24 protein-coding genes and 3 tRNA genes are annotated in these 23,890 nt (G+C 42.0%); 8 read left to right on the top strand and 19 right to left on the bottom strand.

Features of this window, described 5'->3' with window-relative positions; translation table 11 throughout:
• Nucleotides 1-18 precede the first annotated feature (18 nt).
• Entirely contained in the window at nucleotides 19-1,020 is a 1,002-nt protein-coding gene (locus tag AC57BQ_RS13500) for an NADP-dependent oxidoreductase (protein ID WP_496406770.1), read from the top strand.
• A gap of 213 nt (nucleotides 1,021-1,233) precedes the next feature.
• Here AC57BQ_RS13500 and AC57BQ_RS13495 read toward each other — a convergent pair whose 3' ends face one another.
• From AC57BQ_RS13495 to AC57BQ_RS13470, 6 genes are all read right to left on the bottom strand, one after another.
• Nucleotides 1,234-2,565, bottom strand: a complete 1,332-nt coding sequence (locus AC57BQ_RS13495) for a hypothetical protein (protein WP_496406769.1) — start codon at nucleotides 2,563-2,565, stop codon at nucleotides 1,234-1,236.
• A 588-nt stretch (nucleotides 2,566-3,153) separates the two neighbouring features.
• Nucleotides 3,154-5,019 carry a DNA topoisomerase 3 gene (locus AC57BQ_RS13490; RefSeq protein WP_496406768.1) on the bottom strand — a complete coding sequence of 622 codons (1,866 nt, stop codon included), beginning with the start codon at nucleotides 5,017-5,019 and terminating at the stop codon, nucleotides 3,154-3,156.
• A gap of 930 nt (nucleotides 5,020-5,949) precedes the next feature.
• The gene (locus tag AC57BQ_RS13485) at nucleotides 5,950-6,180 is read right to left on the bottom strand and encodes a DUF4287 domain-containing protein (protein WP_496406767.1); all 231 of its coding nucleotides are present in this window, start codon (nucleotides 6,178-6,180) and stop codon (nucleotides 5,950-5,952) included.
• A gap of 24 nt (nucleotides 6,181-6,204) precedes the next feature.
• Nucleotides 6,205-7,074, bottom strand: a complete 870-nt coding sequence (locus tag AC57BQ_RS13480) for an alpha/beta fold hydrolase (RefSeq protein ID WP_496406766.1) — start codon at nucleotides 7,072-7,074, stop codon at nucleotides 6,205-6,207.
• A gap of 162 nt (nucleotides 7,075-7,236) precedes the next feature.
• Entirely contained in the window at nucleotides 7,237-8,031 is a 795-nt protein-coding gene (locus tag AC57BQ_RS13475) for a DUF5995 family protein (protein ID WP_496406765.1), read from the bottom strand.
• 82 nt (nucleotides 8,032-8,113) lie between these two features.
• A complete protein-coding gene (locus tag AC57BQ_RS13470; protein WP_496406764.1) occupies nucleotides 8,114-8,740 on the bottom strand; it encodes a MarR family winged helix-turn-helix transcriptional regulator in 627 nt (208 codons plus the stop codon).
• A gap of 180 nt (nucleotides 8,741-8,920) precedes the next feature.
• On the opposite strand from AC57BQ_RS13470, the gene AC57BQ_RS13465 reads away from it, so the two are divergent.
• The 3 genes from AC57BQ_RS13465 to AC57BQ_RS13455 are packed head-to-tail and all read left to right on the top strand — an operon-like array spanning nucleotide 8,921 to nucleotide 10,481.
• Complete coding sequence (locus AC57BQ_RS13465; protein ID WP_496406763.1) at nucleotides 8,921-9,397, top strand: hypothetical protein; 477 nt, start codon at nucleotides 8,921-8,923, stop codon at nucleotides 9,395-9,397.
• Nucleotides 9,398-9,423: 26 nt separating this feature from the next.
• Nucleotides 9,424-10,083 carry an NAD(P)-dependent oxidoreductase gene (locus AC57BQ_RS13460; protein WP_496406762.1) on the top strand — a complete coding sequence of 220 codons (660 nt, stop codon included), beginning with the start codon at nucleotides 9,424-9,426 and terminating at the stop codon, nucleotides 10,081-10,083.
• A 20-nt stretch (nucleotides 10,084-10,103) separates the two neighbouring features.
• The gene (locus tag AC57BQ_RS13455; protein ID WP_496406761.1) at nucleotides 10,104-10,481 is read left to right on the top strand and encodes a DoxX family protein; all 378 of its coding nucleotides are present in this window, start codon (nucleotides 10,104-10,106) and stop codon (nucleotides 10,479-10,481) included.
• Between the two features lie 67 nt (nucleotides 10,482-10,548).
• On the opposite strand, the gene AC57BQ_RS13450 is transcribed toward AC57BQ_RS13455, so the two are convergent.
• From AC57BQ_RS13450 to AC57BQ_RS13435, 4 genes are all read right to left on the bottom strand, one after another.
• Nucleotides 10,549-11,454, bottom strand: a complete 906-nt coding sequence (locus tag AC57BQ_RS13450) for a ribose-phosphate diphosphokinase (protein WP_496406760.1) — start codon at nucleotides 11,452-11,454, stop codon at nucleotides 10,549-10,551.
• Between the two features lie 7 nt (nucleotides 11,455-11,461).
• Entirely contained in the window at nucleotides 11,462-12,874 is a 1,413-nt protein-coding gene (locus AC57BQ_RS13445; RefSeq protein WP_496406759.1) for a nicotinate phosphoribosyltransferase, read from the bottom strand.
• Between the two features lie 4 nt (nucleotides 12,875-12,878).
• The gene (locus AC57BQ_RS13440) at nucleotides 12,879-13,775 is read right to left on the bottom strand and encodes an NUDIX domain-containing protein (protein ID WP_496406758.1); all 897 of its coding nucleotides are present in this window, start codon (nucleotides 13,773-13,775) and stop codon (nucleotides 12,879-12,881) included.
• Nucleotides 13,776-13,859: 84 nt separating this feature from the next.
• Nucleotides 13,860-14,546 carry an NUDIX hydrolase gene (locus AC57BQ_RS13435; protein WP_496406757.1) on the bottom strand — a complete coding sequence of 229 codons (687 nt, stop codon included), beginning with the start codon at nucleotides 14,544-14,546 and terminating at the stop codon, nucleotides 13,860-13,862.
• Between the two features lie 201 nt (nucleotides 14,547-14,747).
• Here AC57BQ_RS13435 and AC57BQ_RS13430 point away from each other — a divergent pair, with 201 nt between their 5' ends.
• On the top strand, nucleotides 14,748-15,395 hold the full coding sequence (locus tag AC57BQ_RS13430) for a hypothetical protein (RefSeq protein WP_496406756.1): 648 nt from the start codon (nucleotides 14,748-14,750) through the stop codon (nucleotides 15,393-15,395).
• The gene (locus AC57BQ_RS13425; RefSeq protein WP_496406755.1) at nucleotides 15,395-16,111 is read left to right on the top strand and encodes a DUF3307 domain-containing protein; all 717 of its coding nucleotides are present in this window, start codon (nucleotides 15,395-15,397) and stop codon (nucleotides 16,109-16,111) included. The genes AC57BQ_RS13430 and AC57BQ_RS13425 overlap by 1 nt, the downstream gene beginning before the upstream one ends.
• 71 nt (nucleotides 16,112-16,182) lie before the next feature.
• On the opposite strand, the gene AC57BQ_RS13420 is transcribed toward AC57BQ_RS13425, so the two are convergent.
• Nucleotides 16,183-16,255 (bottom strand) — tRNA-Lys (locus AC57BQ_RS13420).
• Nucleotides 16,256-16,388: 133 nt separating this feature from the next.
• Nucleotides 16,389-17,408 carry a WD40/YVTN/BNR-like repeat-containing protein gene (locus AC57BQ_RS13415; RefSeq protein WP_496406754.1) on the bottom strand — a complete coding sequence of 340 codons (1,020 nt, stop codon included), beginning with the start codon at nucleotides 17,406-17,408 and terminating at the stop codon, nucleotides 16,389-16,391.
• Between the two features lie 181 nt (nucleotides 17,409-17,589).
• Here AC57BQ_RS13415 and AC57BQ_RS13410 point away from each other — a divergent pair.
• Nucleotides 17,590-17,673 (top strand) — tRNA-Leu (locus AC57BQ_RS13410).
• Nucleotides 17,674-17,737: 64 nt separating this feature from the next.
• Nucleotides 17,738-17,821 (top strand) — tRNA-Leu (locus AC57BQ_RS13405).
• A 24-nt stretch (nucleotides 17,822-17,845) separates the two neighbouring features.
• On the opposite strand, the gene AC57BQ_RS13400 is transcribed toward AC57BQ_RS13405, so the two are convergent.
• From AC57BQ_RS13400 to AC57BQ_RS13370, 7 genes are all read right to left on the bottom strand, one after another.
• Nucleotides 17,846-18,301 carry a hypothetical protein gene (locus AC57BQ_RS13400; protein ID WP_496406753.1) on the bottom strand — a complete coding sequence of 152 codons (456 nt, stop codon included), beginning with the start codon at nucleotides 18,299-18,301 and terminating at the stop codon, nucleotides 17,846-17,848.
• Nucleotides 18,298-18,549 carry a hypothetical protein gene (locus AC57BQ_RS13395; protein WP_496406752.1) on the bottom strand — a complete coding sequence of 84 codons (252 nt, stop codon included), beginning with the start codon at nucleotides 18,547-18,549 and terminating at the stop codon, nucleotides 18,298-18,300. The genes AC57BQ_RS13400 and AC57BQ_RS13395 overlap by 4 nt, the downstream gene beginning before the upstream one ends.
• Nucleotides 18,546-19,016: a lysozyme gene (locus AC57BQ_RS13390; RefSeq protein WP_496406751.1), complete on the bottom strand. Its 471-nt coding sequence runs from the start codon at nucleotides 19,014-19,016 to the stop codon at nucleotides 18,546-18,548. Before AC57BQ_RS13390 ends, AC57BQ_RS13395 begins: the two co-directional genes overlap by 4 nt.
• Complete coding sequence (locus tag AC57BQ_RS13385; RefSeq protein WP_496406750.1) at nucleotides 19,013-19,240, bottom strand: hypothetical protein; 228 nt, start codon at nucleotides 19,238-19,240, stop codon at nucleotides 19,013-19,015. The genes AC57BQ_RS13390 and AC57BQ_RS13385 overlap by 4 nt, the downstream gene beginning before the upstream one ends.
• Before the next feature lie 402 nt (nucleotides 19,241-19,642).
• Complete coding sequence (locus AC57BQ_RS13380) at nucleotides 19,643-20,491, bottom strand: YncE family protein (RefSeq protein ID WP_496406749.1); 849 nt, start codon at nucleotides 20,489-20,491, stop codon at nucleotides 19,643-19,645.
• Nucleotides 20,492-20,493: 2 nt separating this feature from the next.
• Entirely contained in the window at nucleotides 20,494-23,235 is a 2,742-nt protein-coding gene (locus AC57BQ_RS13375; protein ID WP_496406748.1) for a hypothetical protein, read from the bottom strand.
• Nucleotides 23,235-23,849 (bottom strand): DUF6712 family protein, encoded by a 615-nt coding sequence (locus AC57BQ_RS13370; protein ID WP_496406747.1) that lies wholly within the window; start codon nucleotides 23,847-23,849, stop codon nucleotides 23,235-23,237. The genes AC57BQ_RS13375 and AC57BQ_RS13370 overlap by 1 nt, the downstream gene beginning before the upstream one ends.
• Nucleotides 23,850-23,890: the final 41 nt, after the last annotated feature.

Raw genomic sequence — 23,890 nt, 5'->3', positions numbered from 1 at the left:
CATTATAACCATAGAAAAATGAAAGCATTCATTATAGACAAATATAAAAGCAAGGATGGCGGCCGCATTGGGCAAATACCTGTTCCGGAACCGCAGGCAGACGAAGTACTGGTAGAAGTACACGCTGCCGGTATTAATCTCCTTGATTCCAAAATCAGAAACGGGGAGTTCAAACTCATTTTACCGTATAAGACGCCATTCGTTTTGGGCCATGACGTAGCGGGTATTGTGACTAAGGTCGGTGCCCGTGTGCAGCAATTTAAAGTTGGAGACGAAGTTTATGCACGGCCCGCTGATCACCGGATTGGAACCTTTGCTGATTTCATTGCGATAAAGGAGGCTGATGTGGCCATTAAACCGAAAAAACTGAGCATGGAACAAGCCGCATCCATCCCACTGGTGGGCCTGACCGCCTGGCAGGCACTGATCGAAAAAGGTAACCTGAAGAAAGGTGAAAAAGTTTTCATCCAGGCTGGTTCTGGTGGTGTAGGCACATTTGCCATCCAACTGGCCAGGTATCTGGGTGCTACCGTGGCTACAACAACCAGTGCAGCCAATATAGAGTTAGTGAAAAGCCTTGGTGCAGATGTTGTTATTGACTACAAAAAAGATGACTTTGAGAAAATTCTTAACGGTTACGATCTGGTTTTGAATAGTCAGGACCCAAAGACACTCGAAAAATCGCTGCGTGTGCTAAAACCGGGTGGAAAACTCATCTCGATCTCTGGTCCGCCTGATCCGGACTTTGCGGAAGAAATCGGAGTCCCCTGGTTCGTGAAATTAATCATGCGCCTATTAAGCTTTGGAGTAAGGAAGAAAGCAAAGCGGCTTCATGTGGGTTTTTCATTTCTATTTATGAAGGCAAATGGAGCGCAGTTAAAAGAGATCACTTCGCTTATAAACTCTGGTACTATAATACCGGTTGTGGACAAAGTTTTCCCATTTGAATCGATCAAAGATGCAATGGCTTATGTTGAAAGCGGAAGGGCTAAAGGAAAAGTTGTTGTTAAAATGAAGTAAGATGGTCTTGCCTCGTTCGGCATGACAACAATGAACGTTTGAACAAGTTTTAAAAGCCAGGGTGTGTGCGATTCCTTCCCTCGGGAAGGGGAGGAAGGGGTTTCATCCCCGGGCAAAATAGTTAATGCGTTCCTGCTCATTACCCTTGTTCTTTCAAACGTTTATTTGGCCATATATGGATAACTCCCGCTATAAGGCTTGAATTTTTGTTTTTTAATTTATACTGATTTTGGAGATCAAGGGCTTGCGATCATATTTTTCTAATAGAAACAGAACTTCATCTGTATGGATATCATATCGCGGCAGGTTGGATATGTTTTTTTCCTGGTTGCTAAAGTGTATCCGGTATTTTTCGGTTAAGGCAGGGTCAAAGCCATAATGTTTTAAAAAGAAGTTGTTGCTTATTGATAGCGCATCAGAGTACAAAACAGCAAAGATTCCTAATGACATAAATATAAATCCATAGGTATATCTGATGTATACCGGTTTAAGCATTGTACCGAAATAATAAAATAACGAATAAACCAATAATGGCACCAAAGGAGTTAAAAAGCGTGTATCATAAAAAGGCCATAAAAAAATCATGATCATGTAGGCCGCAAACATCCAAAACATGGGCATATGAAATAATTGTTGCTTGATAACTACCTTGCAAAGAATAAAACACATGATTAAGCCTGCCGCAATCAATAAATAGCCGGTAATGGTTGGAGAGATCACTGTTGATAACTTACTGTAAGGTATATTGATCAGTATTTCACCAAGTTCTTTAAGATGTATGGCAAGTCGTTCCGGTATCGAGGCCGGTTGATGTATCATTAGTCCGAGGTTTAACTGGCTAATGTAGGTAACCCGTTTTTCGATCTGCGGGAGTTTAAAAATAAAGGCGGCAAAACCAATTATAAGGCACACTAAAGTTGTAAGTAGTAATTTTTTGTGCTTAAGGAATATGTGCTTATTTAAATAAACTACATACAATAATACTCCAGCAATAAGTGCTATACCCGCGGTGCGTAAATATAAATTGATGATGGTTACTGCTAACGCAGGAATTACATATAACCACCGCCTTTTAAAAAACAGTGTCCACAGGTAAATGCCTGTTAAAAAAAGCAAAGTGAAAAACTGATCGGCTATAGGTAATGTAAATTGCTTTACATTGATGGCCGAAATCATGGTTAACCCCATAAAAAATAAGCTGTTTTTTATTTTTAAAAAAACAACCAGCAGATAAGAAGCCAATACTATGGATAGTATGTTTATAAAAGTGATGGTTAATGGGTTTAATAGTTGTAGCCTGCTTAGTGCCAACAAAAAACGGGGGTAACCATGCGGGAAAAAATCATGCGCTGCATCGCTATTTTGGTCGAGGTTACCGGCAAGGTATTCCATGATTTTCAAATATCGAATGCCATCGGTATTTAACCTTAAAGGAGTAAAGAGATTGGGTAAAAGTAAAAGAATAACTATGGTAAAAAAAACAGCGCCAATCCATTTTTTATCTTTAAAGGTACTGTTAATGCGAATTGGTTTAGTTGTTACCATTTTAGATTACTTTATAACGGACGAGTTTTATTATTGATCAATATAGCTCACGGCGGATGATACAAAACCAGTTAGACAAAGAAAATTAAAATTAAGGGTAATTGGTTCTTTAATAAAGTTTTTAGTTATCGGGGGGGAGTTTTGTTGTCTTGAGCATTCTTGCAGTTTTTAAAAGCAGGATTGTGTGTGATTCCTTCCTTAGCGAAGGAGGTGGTCTCATCGATTGGTAATTCTGTAGCTTGGATAAACCTCTCCCTGCCATTTCACGGTCAGCCGCATCCCCTCCGTGGGGATGGAATTGAAAAATAAAAAAGCCGGGGGTATGTGCGATTCCTTCCCTTGGGAAGGGGAGGAAGGGGTTTCATCGCTTGATAATCCTGTCACCAGCATAAACCCCTCCCTGCCACCGCACAACCAACCGCACCCCTCCCGTGGGGAGGGAACTAAAAATCCTACTTGAGCTCGTTTGCAACGAGCGTTTAATATGGTTTTGCGTTTTAAACGCCCGGGCGATGCAATCGCCGCTCCACGATAAGCACTCGTTGCAAACGAGCGCAAGGTTAAATAACAACATGGCGGTAAGATTTTCTACGCACTCTCCTTTGGAGCGGGTTGGGCTGAGGCCTCCTTGCGTTGAGCCATCAGGCTTTTGCCGGCTTGCAGCAACTCCTGGGTAATATTGCGGGTATAGGTTTTGATCTCTTGCTGAAAATCATCAACAGAAGCACCCGAACGGATCTCTTCCAGTCGTTTTTCCCAGTTACCGGTCAACTCGGCCTGGGCTATTTTCTGATCTTTTACTACGGTGTATACGCTGAGCCCGGTTGGGGTGGGTACCAGGTTCTTTTTTTCGCGGATGATGTAATCCCGTTTAATCAATGTTTCAATAATGGATGCACGGGTGGCGGGTGTGCCCAATCCGCTATCCTTCATGGCGTAGCGTAGTTCTTCGTCCTCAATTTCCTTGCCCGCGGTTTCCAGCGCTTTTAGCAGTGAGGCTTCGTTGTAGAGTGGCTTGGGCTTGGTTTGTTTCTCGAGCAGTGCCTTTTCTGGGATAGGCAGGCGCTCGTCCTGCTGCACCTTGGGCAGACTCGCGTTTTCTTCGTCCTTCTTTTCCTCGTCGGGATCATTTAATACCGAACGCCAGCCGGCCGAACTGATCACCGTTCCACTGGCGGTAAACAGGGAGCCCGATTGTACGGTGATCTTGGTGATCTCCTTAATACATTCCTGATGAAAGGCCTCCAACATCCGTGCGGCTACCAGGTCGTAAATGGCCTGCAGATCGCCGGATAGCTGATAGGGTTTTTCGCCGGTGGGGAGTATCGCGTGGTGATCCGTTACTTTTTTAGCGTTCACGCTGCGTTTATTGAGCTTTACAGTAGCTAAAAAGGCGGCTTGCTTGCCAAACTCCGGGTGCTCATTAAATTTTTCTATCAATCCCGGTACGGTGGCAAATACGTCGTCGCCAATATAGCGGCTGCCGGTACGCGGATAGGTAACCAGCTTGCCTTCATACAGGGTTTGCAGCAGACCAAGGGTTTGATCTGCCGTAAAGCCTTTGCGTTTGTTGGCCTCCTGTTGTAAGCTGCTCAGATCATGTAATAGCGGCGGCGGTTCCTTGCGGGGTTTGGCCTCTACGCTTACTATATGGCCGCCATTAGGGAAGCCCGAAGGTACGTCCTCTACCTTATCTATTATGGCTTGTGCCTCTTCGGTGGTTTTAAAGCTTTCGGTGGAGATGGCCCGGAAAACCTGCCCGTCCTTATCCACCTGGATGCTGACCTGGTAATACAGCTGCGGCACAAAGTTCTTGTTTTCGAGGTAACGCGAGCAGATCATGGCCAGGGTAGGGGTTTGCACCCTGCCCAGCGAAAGCACCGACCGGGTACCTGCCGAAATGCTGAGCGCCTGCGTGGCGTTCATACCCACCAGCCAATCCGACTGTGACCGACAATGCGCCGAATTGAACAGCGTATCATAATCGGAGCCCGGTTTCAGGTTACGGAAACCTTCTTTGATGGCTTCGTCGGTTTGTGATGAGATCCAGAGCCTTTTAAAGGGCTTTTTGCATTTGAGATAATAATAGATGTACCGGAAGATGAGCTCACCTTCGCGCCCGGCATCCGTTGCTACGATGATCTCGGTAGCTTCGTCAAACAAGGCCTTGATGGTGTTCAGCTGTTTTTTAACGGAGGGATCATCCACTATACCATCCTTGGTTTTTACCTTGCGGATGCTGAGCTTAAACTTGGGCGGCAGCATAGGCAGGTTTTGAATGCTCCAGCCGTAAAAGCCATACTCCTGCGGTGGCGCCAGCTGTAAAAGGTGACCAAAAGCCCAGGTAAACGTATATCCTTTGCCTTCCATATAACCATCCTTTTTGGTGGTAGCGCCAAATACTTTGGCAATTTCGCGGGCTACGGATGGTTTTTCGGCAATAATAACTTTCATGTACAGGGTGGCACTCAAAATTAATTTGAGGGGTGAAAGTTAGATAAACCAAGCGGTTGCTACAATGGATGTGGAAAAAAGGGGGAGTCAGTCCAGCCCTCTCCAAAGGAGGTCAGTAAAAGAATACGTCATTGCGAGGCACGAAGCAATCTCTATGCTATACAGAGCCACTTTGCATGGCGTATACCCGCTCTTGGCCGCGGGAGGGCCAGTTACTTTTCCTTGATGAAAAGTAACCAAAAATCAAGTCATCAGAAATGCTTCTTTGTCGCACCAGGCCTTTGCCCTGCAAATCAGACAGAACCACGGGCTGCAATTATTTTGCCCCACTTCGTTCGCACTTATCATGCGCTTCAGCAAAAACTTGCTATGCCCTTACAGCCGCACAGCCCATCATTGTTCTGCCCGCTTTCACCCGAAGCTTATCTGCTGACGGGAAAAGAATATCAAAACATGTCATTGCGAGGAACGAAGCAATCCCCAATAAGCAGGTCCGCTCTGTAAGTAGGGGATTGCCACACTGCGTTCGCAATGACGCGCGGGGAGGGGAGCCTGGAGAAAACTCCTTGCTATTCTCCCAAATTTTCGGTATCTTTATATACATGCACCAGCCCGGTTTTTTCTCCAAAAAAGAGAAAACCGGGCTGTTTGGTTAAGGGAAATTGAGCCCCAAAATCAGTTATTTTATATGTAGTTGTTTGATAATCAGTAAATTAATACTTTTTAAAGTTTTAAAAACTACTCAAAATCGCGTTAAAATTTGTTAAAAAGTGTTAAAATCGATGGTTTTGAACGAGTTTTGACCCTTTTTTACCCTGTTTTTGGCCAGGAAAGTGTTAAAATTGGGGGTTTAAAAAGTATTATCATCAGCAAAAAATGCCCGCGGAAAAACGGGCATGGTGGTAGGATGTATATATGATGATCGCCGTTTTACTGGCTGCTTTCGTTCTTGATACCTTTGAGTAGTGCGTAGATAGCCATAGCATGACCGTGGCCGAGCTCAAAATCGCTTTTAAGCCAGTTTACAATATCGCCGGCTTTGGTAGTGGCGGTCAGCTCGCCGTTTTGGGTGAAGCCTTTCTCTTCGGCCAGTTTTCTGAAGTCGGCGGCATCTTTGCCGGTTTTGGTTTTGATGGTGGTAAGGTATGCTTGGAATGACATGTTCTTATAATTTTACAATACTGATTACTGATTAATTGAGCTTGCCAGGAAATCCTCTACGATTAGGCTAAAACTTTCAACCTTTCTGCTGCTGGCGTTCGGGAAAAAGGCCTCGCCAAAGTACTCACCATGGTGACCGGGCAATATAGCCAGCTGACCGTGAGGTAATAAGCGCGACATTTCGGCGGCATGTTCCGGGGTTGCCAGGTCATGATCGCCAATGACCACCAGGGTAGGAGCCTGTATAGAGGCTATCTGTTCTTTGGTCCAGCCTTTAAACACGCTCATGCGCTGAACGTCTTTATTAAACATGTTCGTGAGCCCTGTCTGATCACCTATTTTTAGGTACTCGTCCTTGTAAATCTGTGGCATATCGCTGTATTTGGGGTTTTTAAAGCCTTCCCAGAAACCTGCAGGTACGGCATCGCGGCTATAAAATGCCGAAGCGATGATGAGCTTGTCTACCAGTTTGGGGTGTCTCAGGGCTAATTCAAGCGTTGTTTGGCCGCCATTGCTAAAACCTAAAACATCGGTTTTGGTGATATTAAGCTGGCGTAACAGTTCGGCAACGTCATCAGCATCCTGCGTAAAAGTTTCGGGTGCGTCGCGGTCGCCGGTATGGCCGTGAGCCTGTAGTTCAACGGCAATTACCTGGTGGGTTTTGGACAATATGGGGATGATACGGGCAAAAGAAGTGGCGAGGGTTGAACCACCACCATGTATCAATACCAGTGGTTTACCTGTACCATGAATTTCATAGTACATTTTGATGCCGTTCACGTTGGCATATTTGCCTTGTTCTGTTGTTTGGGCTTGTGTTGCGCTGCCGGCTGTCATCATAGCCATAATGATTAATGGGATGTGGGTGAATTTATTACTGATCGTGTTCTTCATAACGGTAAATTTTATATCCAAATGTACGGGCGCTCATTCAATTGCTAAATGGGCATATCCGACAATTAAAGGGCGCTTTGCGACAAAGCAGTATACTAATCTGAATAATACTATAATTGGATAAATGAAACTACGGAATTGCTGCAATGAAAACAAGATGGTTTACGCGGCCGGAGCTGTTGCAATAGGGTTGATGGTTATTTTTTCCTTTTGATAATCATGCAGTTCCTTGATAATTTTTGAAGGGCTTTTCCATTCAAAAACATGAATGAGCCAAAGAGTAATCCGCATCAGGCCGGTGGCATGGGCCAGGCCACCAGCCAATTGGGCAATGGTTTTATCACGGGCGTTGATGCAATCGGTATAGGCTGCATCCTGTTTGGTCAGCAGGTCTTCTGCAAAGCACCAGGCGCCATCGCGGGCATTGCCAATACTAAACTGAATGATGATAGAGTAATTGGAGGAGTGTAGGCCCAGTAAGGAAAACAGTGGCGATATCCGGTTGATCTCGCTGATCACCTCATAAGTTAATGCCGAAATGATGGTGTTGATGGCATCAAAATCTTTTTGTACGCCATCCATATTGCCATTGGATACTTCAACGGCGGCGATACCCAGATCGAGGTTGATATGGGCATTCATGCCTAACAGCAATTGCTGTAATACCAGGGGTGATGATCTTTCGGCGGTTTCAAAGGCCACGCGCCAGGAGTCACTCAGGGGCTGCTTGTTTTTCCAGGCGGTTAAGGCATCCAGGTACCGGTTGGCAAAAATAACGTCGAATTTTTCCATCCGGGGACCATTTTCAAACTGGCCTTTAACAATACCATCGCGAACGGCGGCGGTAACCTTATAATACAGAGCGGCAAAATACCCTACACGGTTGTTGCTGGCAATGCTTTCGGTAATAATGGTTTGTAAGGCGTCTATAACCTCATTAATAGTGGTGGCGGGCATAGGTGTTCAGGTTTAAGTGGTACTGCCATAAAGTTAAACAAAATAACAATATGGATTAAACTACGATGCTGCACCGGAAATATCAGGAGGTCATCTCCCGGAATATTTCGTCAAATGACTTGTTCTTTTGTTTCTGGAACATACCGTTAAACCGGCTGTTAACAGGGCTAAGCAGTTGGATGCATAACTGTTTGTCTTCATCAGATAAAACATATGACATCATCCTGGCTACTCGCTGCACCTTATCTTTGGCGATCATGAGGGCTTCTTTGCCTTTTGCGGTTACCTGGAGTCTTTTTACACGTTTGTCTCCTGTATCGGCATACTCGCTTACCAGGCCCCTTTTTTTGAGCCGGTTGAGCATATTGGTACCGCTTGACAGCTCAATGATATTATTGTAAATAGCTTCGGACTTGATAGGGTTTCCCTCGTTAAAAATAGTAACCAGGAGTCCAAATTCCTCTATCTGGTCAAACCCGGTGCCTTCCAGGGCCTTATTGGAGTAAATAATATGGTATTTAGCGACCCTCCTTAACAGGATCATCAGGCGACCGTTGATATCGGGTATCAGTTTTTCCTGCTGATCGACTTTTTCGGGTGTTTTTGGGATCAGGGATAGTTGATACCTGAAAAAATTATCTAATGTAGCATTCGGGTTTTGCTCCTCATAGGCTCCCCATAGCTTAACCAGTTCTACTGTCTTATTCAAATTACTTCCTTTTGGTAGCAAATTTACATAAAAATGGCATAATATCTTATCATTGTTGATACCAAAAGGTATAGATTTGGATTATAAATACAACCAAAAGGAAGTATTTATAATCCAGGGCTCTATTCAACTGATCGTATTTGTTTGCTAATCAAATTATTCAAGCTTATCTCATTTTTTATGAACTTACAGATCCTTCTTCAAACTTTGCTTGTTCTGCATCTTTCCGGTCTGGTGATTATGGCCGGTACCACCATTGTTGATTATTCAGTATTTAAAACCTTTTGGAAACAAATTGATCGGGGCGAACCTAGTTCTGCCGGGTTAATGGAGGCAACTTCGAAATTTTCGAGGCTTATTGGCATTGGGGCGGCCTTGCTTGTACTAACCGGTATAGGCATGATGGCCATAACCCATGGCGCTTTTGGCGAGCAGTTATGGTTTAGGATAAAATTTGGACTAGTGATTATTTTGATCCTCAATGGTATACTTGCCGGCAGACGGCAGGCCCTTAAATTAAAAACTGTTATTGAAAGCTCAGGCACCACACTGGCCGCCGAAGCCTTTGTGATAAGGGCTCGTCTCAGCCGGTTTTACCTGGTGCAACTGATCATTTTCTTCGTGATCGTTTTTTTGAGTGTATTTAAATTCAACTGATCATCAAAGTATTAATAAATATCTGAATGGAAAATCAAACATATCAATTACTGATCATTGGCGCGAATGGCGGTATAGGCAGGCAGTGTGTAGAGCTGGCTCTGAATGCAGGTCATCGGGTTACCGCCCTGGTGCGTAACCCGGCCAATCTGCCATTAATTCATCAAAATCTTGAAGTAGTTCAGGGCGATCTGCTCAAGCCCGCTACACTGGAAAAATACCTGGTAGGTAAAGATGCTATTATATCAGCAATTGGTGTTAAGGGAGGGATGTTTGGTGATAAACCTACTACTTTGTACTCGGAGGGGAACGCGAACCTTTTACAGGCTATGGAAATTGTAGGAGTTAAACGGGCATTCTTCATATCTGCCTCGGCTATTGAAATAAGCCCGGTGATACCCCGCTTTGTTCAATTCCTCGCCAAATATGTTATCCAGAAGCTCTTAAAACATATGTACGCCGATCTGCGCCGGATGGAGTCCATTATCAAGGCGAGCGATGCCAAATGGACGATCATTAGACCTCCTCAACTTACCGACCAGCCTGTTACCGGACATTATCGTACAGCTATTAATAATTGGCTAAAGGATTGTCTTAAGATCTCGCGTGCTGATGTGGCGCATTTTATTATTCACAACATCAATAATCCGGCAATCATCAAAACCACGGTAGAAATAGGCTATTAGCAAGCAATAACCTTAAAAAGATGAAAAAACAAAAAGTAGTTTATTGGAGCGTAACTGGCGGTATTATCTTCTTTATGCTGTTTAGCGCTTATTATGCAGGCATTAATGCAGTAGAATTTAAACATCTGGGTTTTCCCAACTATTTCAGAATAGAGCTTATTGTGATCAAAATAATTGGTGTTTTTTTACTGCTTATACCACAAGTGAGTCAACGGGTAAGAGAGTGGATATATGTTGGTTTTGTAATTAACCTTATTTCGGCTTTTATTGCCAAATTGAACAGTGGTTATTCCATACCGGCATCTTTAGAACCTCTATTGGTATTGGTGATCATGCTGGCCGGCTTGTTTTACCTGGAGAAGATGAGAAAAACCTCAGCGCCAGAAAATGATAAGTAATCATTTAGAGACCTTGCATGGTGAAAATGATCATCATGCAAGGCTTGAAATAATTACAGATATAGTTTTAAAGATTGCTGCTGATGAGCCCGGCCAAACTTCGTATCTCGGTAAAATCATCCGCTATATATTGGGTATTGACATGCGAGTCGGTGCAGATGAGCTTTTTGATCAATCCGGAGTTCTTTAATTTATTGATGCCATCATTTACAAAAAGTCCGTGTGTGGTGATCACATAGATATCGCCCGCACCGGCATTTTTATAGGTTTGCGCGGCGTTGATGATACTACCGCCCGAACGGATCATATCGTCGTAAATAATTACTGTTTTGCCCGCCACATCGGCGTTGATGGCGCTTACCTCCGTATGGTCACCTTTAAGGCGGCGTTTGAGAATAAAGGCCGCGTTTACACCCATATCATTGGCTAAGGATTCTACCCATTTGGCCCTGCCTGCATCGGTGCTGGCCATTACAAAATTATTGCCCCCATATTCGCGGGCAGCAGCTATCACAATATCCTTGCAATAAACGTGTACAGGATACAGCCCATGTTCAAAATAGTATTGAATACCTTCGGAATGAAGATCGAACAATAAAACCTTGTTACCCCGGTTAGAGCGGGGAATACAGGATAAAAGCCTTGCCCGTGTTTTGGCAGTCACAATTTCTCCGCTTAATACCGCACGTTCCATGGTAGAGTAGCCAAAGTAGGGTATAACCAACGTTAGCGAGTTAGCGCCATAGCTCACTAGTGATGAAGCGAGGTCGTACAATTCCAGCGTAGCCTGGTCGGATACGGTACCGCCGAGTAGTACTACATCGCGGTCTTCGACATTGCAGATGATGCGCTGATAGCGTTCGCCATCGGTAAAGTGGCTTACTTCCAGTTCGCCTTTTTCAAACAAGCCGGAAGCTAATACTCTTTCGGCCAGGTATTCATAGTCGGTTATATTAAATAGTAACTTCTTCATATTTATATTAATTGGCATTTGCCCTTACCTGTTCAAAACTGATGGTATTTACCAGCTTACCGTTCTCAAACACGGTTTGCAAATGGTCGCCCAGTTCTGTGTAGTCTTGTTCTTTGACAGTTTTAAAGATGCCGTTTATTTTTACCAGTTTCAACCGCCCGCCTTTGCTTTTTTTGAAACTTTCAGTAATGTTGCCCTGTGCATCCATTTCGGTTGGGCTTTTTTCAACGGCTACTTCTTTACCATTAATCACAGCGCTGCTGCATTTAAGTGCGAATTTTTGGGTATCGCGATCCACTTTTTGCAGTAAGGCTCCACCCATGCCCAATACCAGGTTTTCGGCGCTGATGCCGTTTTCTTTTAGTGTTTTGTAAATGTTTTTGATCTCGGTATAATTAACCCCATCACCCTGTATCACCCGCAATTGCGGTGGTAAAACTTTGTAGCCTTTGGTGTTAACGGTGTAGCCAAATTTGCTGAACAGGATCTCAAATATCTCCAGCAGGGTCCTGATGGGGTCGCCGCTGTCCGGACGGATAACCAGGGTGCCTTTGCGGTTCAGGATCTCATCGCGTAGTTCGGTACCCCAGTACTCTTCGCATGCCCTGAAGATATTGTAGCTGTCAGATACGCAGGCGATAGTGCCGGTTGGGAAGCTTTTCAATACGTGCCTGAAGACTTCCAGTTCACCCTCTTTACCCAGCAGGGTGCAAATGCTGTGTTCGGTTGCCGGTATACTGAGTCCATAAACTTTCTGAGCATCATAATAATTGATGGCCATGCTGCTACCAGCCAGGTTATCACTACCGCTGAAGTTAATGAGATGTGCGGCACCGCCCAGTTTAGCACTCTCTACGCTGCTTACCCCACGGAAACCAAAATCGTTCAGTACAAAATCAATTCCTGCTTCGGCACCATCGGTAGCGGTTTCCTGGTAGTACTGAGTGATCACCTTCCTGATCTGATTACTAAGCGTAGCCACAGTGCATGGGTACCATACCTGCATCAATAGGGTTTCCAAAAAGTTGGTAAGCCAATAACACTCCGGGTCGGTGTTCTCTATGGTCATTAACACGTTGCCGGTTGGCACGGCGGTACCTTCGGTAACTGCTTTTATTTTTATGGGCAAATGGCCATTATATTTATCCAGGATGTATTGAAATTTTGCACGGTTAAATACATCATCCCGGCCAAAAACCTGCTGTAGAAAGCCCTCGGCTTCGTCAATATCTTGTTGTGTAAATGCTTGTCCTTGAATGTATTCCTTTAAGAAATATTGTAAACCAAAAAATATGGTTTCGTCAAACCAGCCGCCGCGACTTTCCAGGTAGCTATATATTTGGGTGGTGCCGGGGTAGTAAAATTTATGGTGGGCGTATTTATATGCGTCAGCCAAAAGGATCAGATTTTCGCGTTTCATGGCCTTATTTTTTTAGGTATTTGTTAATCATAAAATCAAACAACTCGTGGTGTTCATCGCTGATGAAACCATCGGTGAGCATTTGCGGCAGATCAGATAATTGAAACCAGTTAAGGTCGATAATATCATCCTGTGCTGTAGGAGAACCCGCTATGTAATCACAACTAAATAGCAGGGTTATGATCTTGTCGGCTTCATTACGGTAGCGCCAGTCGTTTATTTTGCGAGAGGTTTCATAGGTCATTTCAGTGATCTCCAGTTCACCGCATTCCTCCATCAGTTCCCGTTTGGCGGCGCTTTCATAATCGGCGTCCTCAGGATCAGAGAAACCACCGATGAAACGCCATTTGTTATTAACCGCTTTTTTGCCGAGGAGTATTTCGGTTCTGTTATTGCGAAACAAGGCTATATCAACAGTAGGGTAAACCTTAGTATACTGGTTATAGTAAGCATATAAGATGCCCGCCCTGAAATCATTGGAATCGAATACCTTATCGGCATATTGTTTACGAAGCTCAGTGGCATTGTAGTCGCCATGCTCGGGTAACTCTACCGTTTCAAATTTGCCTGAGTAGTAGGGGATAAAGCTATCCCTGCTGCCATACAAACAAAAATGTTCTGACGGGAAAACGCTTTTTAGTAAATTATCTAATGTCTCGGACCATACCCGGTCGCTTGGATGATCGCTTACCGGTAATACAATGATCTCCGGATAATCTTTTTTGATCATTTTTTCGCGGGTATGATAATCATAAGGGTTTTTTCGGCTGCCGATTATCGGACTAACACCCAGCAGGATGATCAGTTTATTATGACTACCGCTTACCTGTTTTATTAACTGACGATGCCCTTCATGCAGGTATGGTGTTTGGAAACGTGCTATTATTACTCCTGTTTTCATGACTAATTGCGTTAGTTATACGCAAATATAAATATGTGTTTATAATACGCAAATTATTTTTGCTTTTTTATTGATTTTGATGATTTAAACTTCAAAGCTGATGCCTTGTTTTTGCAGTAGGTAGTATTTTTCCTCATTAAAACGGAAAAGGTTTCCTGGTCTGCCGGCACCGTCAAGCGCTTGTTTCTCATTGGTATCTTCCAGGAAACCAAATTTAACCACCTTCTTTTTGAAATTACGGCGGTCGATAGGGCGGTCAAGAACGGCCATATATAGTTTTTCGAGTTCAGAGAAAGGGAATTTTTCTTCCAGTAATTCAAAGCCAACCGGTTGGTAAAGCATTTTGCTTTTAAGGCGATCATGCGCCACATTAACGATCTGATCATGATCAAAAGCCAAAGGAGGGAGGTTTTTGATGTTAAACCAGGCAACGTCGCTGGCATCAGTGTCGGCTTTAATTTCAAAGGCGTCGGGTTTTACCAGGCCATAATAGGTAATGGATATTACCCGGTTGCGTGGATCGCGCCCTGGTTTGCCAAAGCTGTATAGTTGTTCCAGATAGTTAATGCTGATGCCGGTTTCTTCCTTTAATTCCCTTTGTATAGCATCCTCGAGTGATTCATCGTCGCCAACTAATCCACCGGGTAAGGCCCAGCTATCTTTATAAGGTTTAATATTTCGCTTGATCAATAGTACTGATAAGCCTTCTTTTGAAGTATATCCAAATACAACCGCATCAACGGCTACTTTAATGTTCTGAGAAGCTGACATGCTACAAAGTTATTAATATGCACAAAGCAGTCAAGCGTGGTTTGGCTGATGTCCATTGTGTGATGGAACACGTTTAAAAATGGTTATATTTTTATATTATAACTTAGATTGGTTATATTTTATTAATATAACTAAAATTGGTTGTTTTATTTTAATATAACTAAAATTAGTTATAACTTAGTATATGTTAATATAGATGTTATGAAGATATATGCAGTTGTTACCGGGGATATTAAAAACTTTACCAAGTTATCAGATCAAAAACGGGGTAAGTTAGTTGGTGATACCGAGCAGTTATTAAGATCAATGGTTAAACAACCTCTGGATGCGGCAATATTTAGGGGGGATAGCTATCAATTTATAATAAATGACATAGGTGAGGTTTTAAACAAATGCATACGGTTGATATGCTGGTTTAAGATGAATTCTGATAAACATAGTCTTGCCCGCTTGGGTACCAGGCTTTCGATTGGAATTGGTGAAATAGCGTATCTTGGTAAAAATGTTCTGGATTCTGACGGAGAAGCGTTTCATCTTTCGGGAAGAAACTTCGATAAAATGGATAAAGAGGAGATCATTAGGCTCACTATCTTTGATGAGGCTAAAACCGGCACATATCAGGTGATACTGATGTATATTAACATGATTGTAAGGGGCTGGACGATAAACCAGGCAGAAACTATATATCAGTTATTAAGTATAGAAGATAGTACGCAGGATAAAATAGCAAAGGAACTAAAAATGAGTCAGCCGGCTATCGCTAAGAGTTTAAGAGCGGCTAAGTGGAAAGAAGTTGAAAAAGGTATTAGTTATATAAATACGGATCTAAAAAAGCAATATTTTAAATAATGGAACTTAGTATTTTATTACGGTTACTGATGGCGCACCTGTTGGGTGATTTTCTGTTTCAGCCCCAGAGTTGGGTAAAAGCTAAAGAAAGAAAAAAGGAGAAAGCGCCTCAAATGTATTACCACGTATTGGTGGTAACGGTATTAACCTATATGTTTTTGTGGGATTGGAGCAAATGGTATATCCCGCTGATTGTGATGGTAACTCACCTGGCAGTAGACATCTGGAAAAGCCACCGTTCCAATAATTTTATCTATTTTTTATTTGATCAGTTATTGCATTTGGCTGTTATTCTCCTGATTTGGATAGCTGTTTATTTTAACTGTCATTTGATAACGGCATGGGCAATTGAATACTTAAGTTCAACCCATTTTTGGGTATTGATCTTGTCTTATTATTTGGTAATTGGTCCGTTAGGGATTGCTATTGGCAAAGCAACAGAAAAATGGCAAAAAGAGGCAGGTATGGATGCAGGAGGCTTGAGTAAGGCCGGTATGTGGATTGGTCGATGTGAGCGGGTTTTGATATTAACGTTTATTATAAGTAATCAATACACAGCTTTAGGTTTTTTAATGGCCGCTAAATCTATACTTCGTTTTGGTGATAAAGATGACCGGGAGCAAAAAAAGACGGAGTATATTTTAGTTGGTACGTTGATCAGCTTTTCATCAGCAGCAATTATTGGAGTTATAGTAAGCTGTATTTTAAAAACCTGAAAGGAAGATTGGGAGAAAGCGGTTGTAAAGATGGTTTAAATGCAAAAAGCCTCACATTGTGAGGCTTTTTGTGATCCCGCTGGGATTCGAACCCAGGACCCCAACATTAAAAGTGTTATGCTCTACCAGCTGAGCTACGGAATCTTCCTTTTAACTTCTTCGATTGTGTTACCGTTTCCGTTTAAAGTGGTGCAAATATAGGAGTATTTGATATATGGTGCAAGCCTTTTTTTGAATTAATTCACAAGTATTTTTTAAGGCATTCATTGCCAATAAACTACATTTTAAAAATTGCTATTTTGCCGTTATTTCCGGCAAGTAAAACCATTTTTCCGTGCTTTGATTTCCTGCAAACATTAAAATTTGTGTTGTCTATCTTCCTCCAGGTATGACCGCCATCAGTGGTGATGTTACTTCCGGAAGTGCCGGTGGAGAGAAATATATCACCTTTAATATATTCTACACATGATTGAAAGCCCCAAGGCCCTTGAACTGGATTATTAAAAGCAGGAGGGTGGAGTTTGAAAATCGTGGCTACAGAATCTGTTCTTTTATCATTTTCATAATCACCGCCAACTATTATGATCTCATTTTTTCCGGATGCTAAAGAGAATGCGCCCTGGCTTGATTTTGAATGAGCGATGGGGAGATTGACATAGTTATATCCATCGTTGCCATTTTTTATAGTAGTGATCATTCTGCTATTTTTACCTCCGGATACAATAAACAAATTTCTGTTATATACCCGGAAGCAAGTACCACTGGCCGCAAAAGCAGCCTCGCCCGGCAACGCAGTGGGAGGGTTGGCCATATTAGTCCATGTTTCACCGCCATCATTAGTCTCCATTAGTAAAAATTTATCTTTAATGGGATCTCCAAGGATGTACCCATGTCGCTCATCCGCAAAATCCATAGCATCAAAAAAATAAGTAGTATCGGTTTTTCGGTATTTCTCCTGCCAGCTTTTACCGCCATCGATGGTTTTTAGTACTAAGGATGGTGTACCTGAGCTCATGATCACTGCTTCTTTGTCTGAAAATGCTTCAATATCCCGGAATTCAGATTTTTCATAACCTTTTATCTGCTGCCAATCCCATGTTTTTCCTCCGTCGTTGGTTATTGCAATGTATCCTTTACTGCCACTGATCCATGCCGTTTTATCATCTACAACAGATAAACCTCTAATACTTGTAGGTTTATCTTGCTGTAAAAGCACGATGCTTTGTGACCTCGTAATTGATGACAAAAACAGAAGCGGAAATAAAATGCTGGTAATGAGGTGATATTTTGCTTTCATGGAATCGGATAAAGAATACAGTTTTATCCGAAATTAATTGAAAAGGATGCAAATGGCAATTACTTATCAATTTTTATATTATTTAGATTGCAATTTGATTGAAACGATTATATTTGCACGCTTGTTAATTAATTGATGTGGAAAGTCGCTTCATTGCGATCCTGAAACATCAGAGCAATAGGCCCGGATGGCGAAATTGGTAAACGTTGCGGTCTCAGAAGCCGTTGAGAATTGTCTCTTGAGAGTTCGAGTCTCTCTTCGGGCACGCCTGATTTAATTGAGTAGCCTTAAGTAATTATTATTTAAGGCTACTATTTTTTTAATGAAAAGCCCAGGTGGCGAAATTGGTAGACGCACCATCTTGAGGGGGTGGCATTCGTAAGGATGTGGCGGTTCGAATCCGCTCCTGGGCACACCTTAAATAGCAATATAAATATTTATTGATCTATCGTTTTGAACTTATGTTCATAATACCACTGCGATAAAAGTACGCCATCACTCCAGCTTAGCTTTCCATCTGCGGCAATTTGTGCAATCAGTATAGATAGCTGATGAAGAATTCCTGGCTTAATATTTTTATCCATAGCTTTTATAACCTCGGTTGCAGCTTTTACAATGAGATCTGGCTGAGTTAAGTTTAAAGAACTTTCAACCAGTTTTAACTCGGTTAAGAAAATGGGGAGAGATAGTCTGAGCCTATCTTTAATCATATTATCAATATTTCCTGGAATAATCAAAGTGAAAATATCTGCAATGGGGGAGTCGACAAAATTTTTAATATTCTCAGTTATGGTGATCCCAATCTGCAATGCTGTTTTAATCTCTGATGGAAGTCCACCAAAAAGTACTTCAATCTGGTTCCAGATCTTTTTTAAAAAAGTGTTTAGGCTCATCGTTTTTTACTGTCTTTAAGTTTGTTTACGTCTTGTTGTAATATGGCCACCTGGCCTTCTAAAACTTTCAATCTTATTTCATTGACGCGTGATTGTATTTCTTGTGTTGAACGAACATCTTTAATATCGCTCTTTAATTGAAAGTAGGTTGTCATTACGGACATCACTATACTGATTGTGCTGAGTACAGTCACCAGGATATTTTTAAGGGTAATGCCTTTAATTTCGCGATGTTCTATAGTTGTCATGGTTGTTTGAATAAAGCGCTTTCTTTAGCGCGTCGTTTTGTTAATGTGTCGCTTACTATCTTTTTGCCGGTTTGCGGGTCGGTAATTTTATTCCATGGGGCAAACCAATTGGCAGCTTCTGCATAATCTTTTTCGTTCAGCTTTTTTAATAAAGTAGAATGTAACAGTGCGTTTGTACCTAAATTGTAAGTGAAAGACACAAGCGCATCGTATTGATTTTGAGTTAGAGGCACAAGTACATAGCTATTTACCGCAGCCTCGTATTTACTAAGCGTATTGTGTAATAATAGATTAGCTTGCTCTTCATTACCCAGCTTATCACCTGGTTTTATCTCTTTGCAATTTTCATATCTTGTGGAACCGTAACCGATAGTCCATACACCGGCAATATCTTTATAAGCATGGAGTACCAGTCCCTCAAAGCTTTTGATGAGGGCAAGGCCATTTTTACTGATCTTCATCATCATTGAACGGGTATTATGGTTTTTGCCGGAGTAAACAGATTTTTGCCCAGATAAGCTATACCTGCGGCTACTGCCGTATGCCATATGGTAGTGAAATCAAATGTAAACTGCCCTTGTTGAACAGATTCTGCAACCAGGGTGAACACCGCGCTGGTTATGGTGATGATGAAACCCTTAATAAAGTCCTGAGTGTTTAGACTTAAAAAGTTTGAAGTTATTTTTTGCATGGTTTGTTTTTTAAGGAGTAAATACTATCAGTTGTAGCGCCGATTGTGTTAAGCATGATCACACTATCAAGAGCGCGACGCTCCAGTTTATGTTGATGCTGTGTTACACATCCGGTGAGCATGGCGAAGCCCCTGATAAAAATTATATATCGTTTCATGGTGATTGGGTTTGGTGTGGAATGAGAATCAGTTATTGCCCAAAATGAGTCTTGGGGAGTTGATGAGATTGCTTTATTTTAAAAGTAGGGACTTAGATAGTTGCCTATCTGTTGTTAAATAATCAAGGAGATTGGCTAATAACAAGATAAAATTTCATGTATAAATGTAGTTGGCTTAGTTTTTTATTATGACGTTATTCAAATATCTAATAAGCAACCTTCAACATCAACCCAGCTATTAGACTTAACCCAGTGTGGCAGTAAACAATATCGAATTACCTCCTAGAAATAATCTGTGATTAGCTACGATTGGATCAGCAACCACTGTAAAAGCAGCCGGAAAATTTAAATTCTTTATGAATCCCAAATCAGATGCGGTATATATATTGGTTCCACCATATACTGCATATATTCTATTGTTGGGTAAGTTGGGGTCGGCGTCTGCGTCGCTTGCGCCTGCTGAAAATGATTTAATTTTATAAGACAAATCAACCATGTTTACCGCTATTACATCACTATATCCACCGCTAAATACATATATTTCATCTAGGTTATGAGCATTCCGCCTTGCTGCGTTAACGTAATTAAATAGAGGATCGTTAATTTGTTGTATAAGGGTGAAGGTAGTCGCATCTAAAATAGCTATGCTTGATGTATTAATGCACGCTAGTATTTGATTTCGCCCGACATCTTGATCATATTCAAATTTACCACTTCCATAACTGTTTGAAATTATTGTACTACTAAGCTCCAATGAGGTGAGATCAATAAACCTAAATTGAGAATTATAATAATCATAAACGGTTATTCTATTATTAGTTGGATTGGGATCTTTTCTTATAAAAAGGAAAGATGAAAAACCAGGAATAGTAGCTATTCTGATTAAGGTAATCGTATCATACACCCATACCTCTCCTGTACCTCGCGCGGTTACAAACAGCCTGTTATTCAGGTCGTCTATACACATATCATCTATACTGCTTGTTGGCTGCGGGGTAAGCGGTTTAATAATACTTGCCGTCGAGGTACTAAATTTATAAATAGAGCCATTTATACCTAATAACTGGCTGCCTGTTTTAAACATTGTTCCCATATCTATGCTATCGCTATTGCTGTTTTAATCCAGTCCGTACTGTTAATTTTTTCATACATCTTGTTTACCCCTCTCACATGCTGCCCAATTAATGCCGAAGAGAAAGCTGTTTGGAGGTTTGCGCTTGTTTTATCGCCGCCGGTGTCGTCAATAGTTCCTATATAATAATCCAAAACTGTGGGGGGCATGTTTAATGATCTTACCCATTGATTAACTCCTATACACTTATACCGGTAGGTACTATCTGCACTTTCCTGACCTATTATACCCGTAACTGCCGCCACACCGGTTGACCAATCTGCAGTGGTTAAATTATTGGGTGCAACAAAAATGTTTACAACATCATAGTTTAATACTGGCCCGGTGGATACTACACTTACTACTTTTTCTGTAGAACCAGGAGGTAAGCTTGGCATAGGGTAACCAACAATAGGTAATGTTTTATTTAACTGGCTTTTTAAAAATAATCTATGGCCCAATGCTGTCGGGTGTATACCATCTGCGCTATGATCCGTGTTGTTCGGGTCGTAACCGTTGCTATTGGGATCATATATAGTTACCGGATATCCCGCAAATTGGCCGACCGCATTTTTTATAGCTGTATTGGCTTCGGCTGTTTTTGCTTTGCTTGAAAGCCCGGCAGTGGCGGCGTATTCCGCATCTGATTTTTCCGGTACTAATGCTACAAAAGCAGGTGAATATATATTACAATCACCCAAAAAGGCTATATAATCAATGATGGTCGGCAGGTTATCAAGCGTAGTAATTGTAATTAAAGTACCTGGATATTGGCTCTTAATCAATACGGGGTAAGGTGTTATACTGTTATCATAATTGTTATTGTCGGTAATGCCGTTTGTTTTACCAGTTGGAGAATAGGTATATATAACTTTTCCATTTATAGATACCGTAAAACCACCCAATGAATTAGTCCCAGATCCATCGTCAGCATAAGTTCCAATAACTAAAGGTGCTCCTGTGCTGCCAAATGCGTAGGTAGAACCAGCAACATTGGAAGATATACCTTTTGAAGCCGGACCTTGATTAGCTTCAATATAAGCCGCTTTACCTCCGTGTACACTGGTGTCGTAATCAGCCCATGTTCCCGTTTTTTGCATGAAAGTGAAATTTCCGGCATAAATCACTTCGGTAAAATTACTCACTAAAGCAGAGCTTAAACACCCGAATATCTTTGAGCAATTTTTAGCGTTATCGGTACTTTTGAAATCATTAAAACCCATCTCAATCAGGCTGATGACAGTCCTATTTGATATCACCGGCATATATGCATAGTGTTGCATTAAAGCAGCAAAGCAGTTTGTTGCTGATTGCGCCCTGTTATTATAGTTTTGCATGCCAGTTATTTGGGCGAACAGAACCCCAAAGGGAAAATCGGGGAAATTAATACCATAGCCTGCCGAAATACTTGTTCCGAATATTTCTACATCTTTACCTGCATTTGTAGGTAAAGCCAGGTAAGGGTCAATTGTACCACCGCCGCCAGACATGTCAATCCAATGGGTATCACCATCAGTATTGCTTGTTTTTGCTAAAACCTGACCTGTTGTTCCACCTGTAGGTATTTTAAATAATGCATTAAACTGCGTTTGCAATTTGCCTATGGCCTGCAGTATGGTATCGGTAGCCAATACAGCTGTTTTGGTCAAAAAGCCTATCCCAGTTAAAAGGGTATTTAATACCCTGGAACTAGTAAAATATTTATTTACACTACCTTCGGGTACGGCATCAGTTGAGCCAGGTGAGGCAACAATTTGCACATAAGCTGATCCACTCCATCGATATTCGGCGTTAGCATCCAGAGTAATGTAAATTTTGCCGGTTTCGCCCGGATTCGGTAGCGTTGCAAAGCTATTTGCCTCTACTACATCATCTACATAACTGGGTAACAAGGATGCGGCAACCTTTCCTGTGCCATCTAATCCTGCATAACCATTGGGCTGATTTTTATTTGCGGAGTTTTCTGGCGTATATCCCAGATCATATATCAAAGGAAAGGGCGCAGGCCATACGCCACCGGCTTTAGGCCCGAACATATCATAAGTGCTAACATTGATATAAAAATCGCCATCAACCCCGTCGGTAAGGTTTGAGGGGGTAGTTGTACCGTGCAATATAGTATTACCGTTTGCTCCTTTTAAGCGGATGCCCGCTGGCCACGCACCGGCCGACTTTGGACCGAATATATATTGAGTGACTGTATTGTAATAAAAGTCGCCGTTTTGGCCGATTGATGCCGTTGGGTCTATCGTTCCATTAAGTACGCTATTGCCACGCGGACCAGCCGGACCAGTTTGCATGGAAAATGCCTGGTTCCACACACCTGCCGATTTCTTAAAGAAAATACCACTTGCCGTATTGATGTAGGTATCGTTATTGTTGCCTGTTGAAGCTCCAGGATTAATATTGCCATATAGAACGGTGCCGTCTACAGCATTATTCCCTTGTGGCAGGGTGTAAACGACAGTCCAGGTGTTGGTGAGTTTTTGAGCAAAAGATCCCGTGTTGGTATTTATGAACACATCACCACTCTTGCCTGTATTATTTGGCGGGAGCGTACTCCCAAAAGTGATATTGGCCCCAACGGCTAACTCCGAGCTGATAAATTGAAGCAGCGTATCGAATGCAAATTGATAATCTGTGCCATTTTTTATTAAAACTGAATTGTCGTTTGCGTTAATGGTCGACGCTATGGGTAAATCGCTTATTTTTTTATCGGTTGCCATCAGTTTAAAAATTCAGTTATAGATAAATTATAGTTGTTGTAGGTGCCGGGATAGTTGAAATCTGTTTTGTCGATACCTCTGATGCGGGGCCCGGCTTGCCTGGCGCTGTTGTTCTTTGCATTATGTCGCCAAAGGGGGAAATTTTCTTTGTTTTCCCACAAAAACTTTTCAACTTCATTGGCATGGGCATTTGCCGTGCTGCGTTGCTGCTGTACCAATTTTATTATAGCAGATGCCGATAATGGATCTCCATTTTCATGATGTTTGATCACCGGGCCAGTAGGCGTATAATGTATCGCGTCGTTTTCAATGAAGCGTGCAAAGGTGAAATAAACAAGCGTTGGGATCAATCCCTCGTACAATATGATATGCCCGTATTGATCAAGATATTCGGTGCCGTTTAACAGGTCTTTGTAATGTTGCGGAGTTTCATCTTTCAGACTGCCATCTTCATTAAAGTAGGTTAAAAAATCATAGTAGAACGCATGCCCCAAAAATGGTTTCAGATCCAGGTCTTGTGCTTTTTTGATGAACACGTTAAGACGTTCGGGTTTTATATTTACAGTGATATCCTCGTATTGCTGAAAAGTGGTTTTATTGATGAGATAAGTCATAGCATGGCCCTCCAACCCCTTAAAGGGGATATTTTAAAGTA

It is taken from the genome of Mucilaginibacter sp. BGA-UO-ETr-C110, from assembly GCF_059567985.1.
The sequence above is the reverse complement of the archived record's forward strand: the minus strand, read 5'-3'. Positions and strand labels throughout refer to the sequence as shown.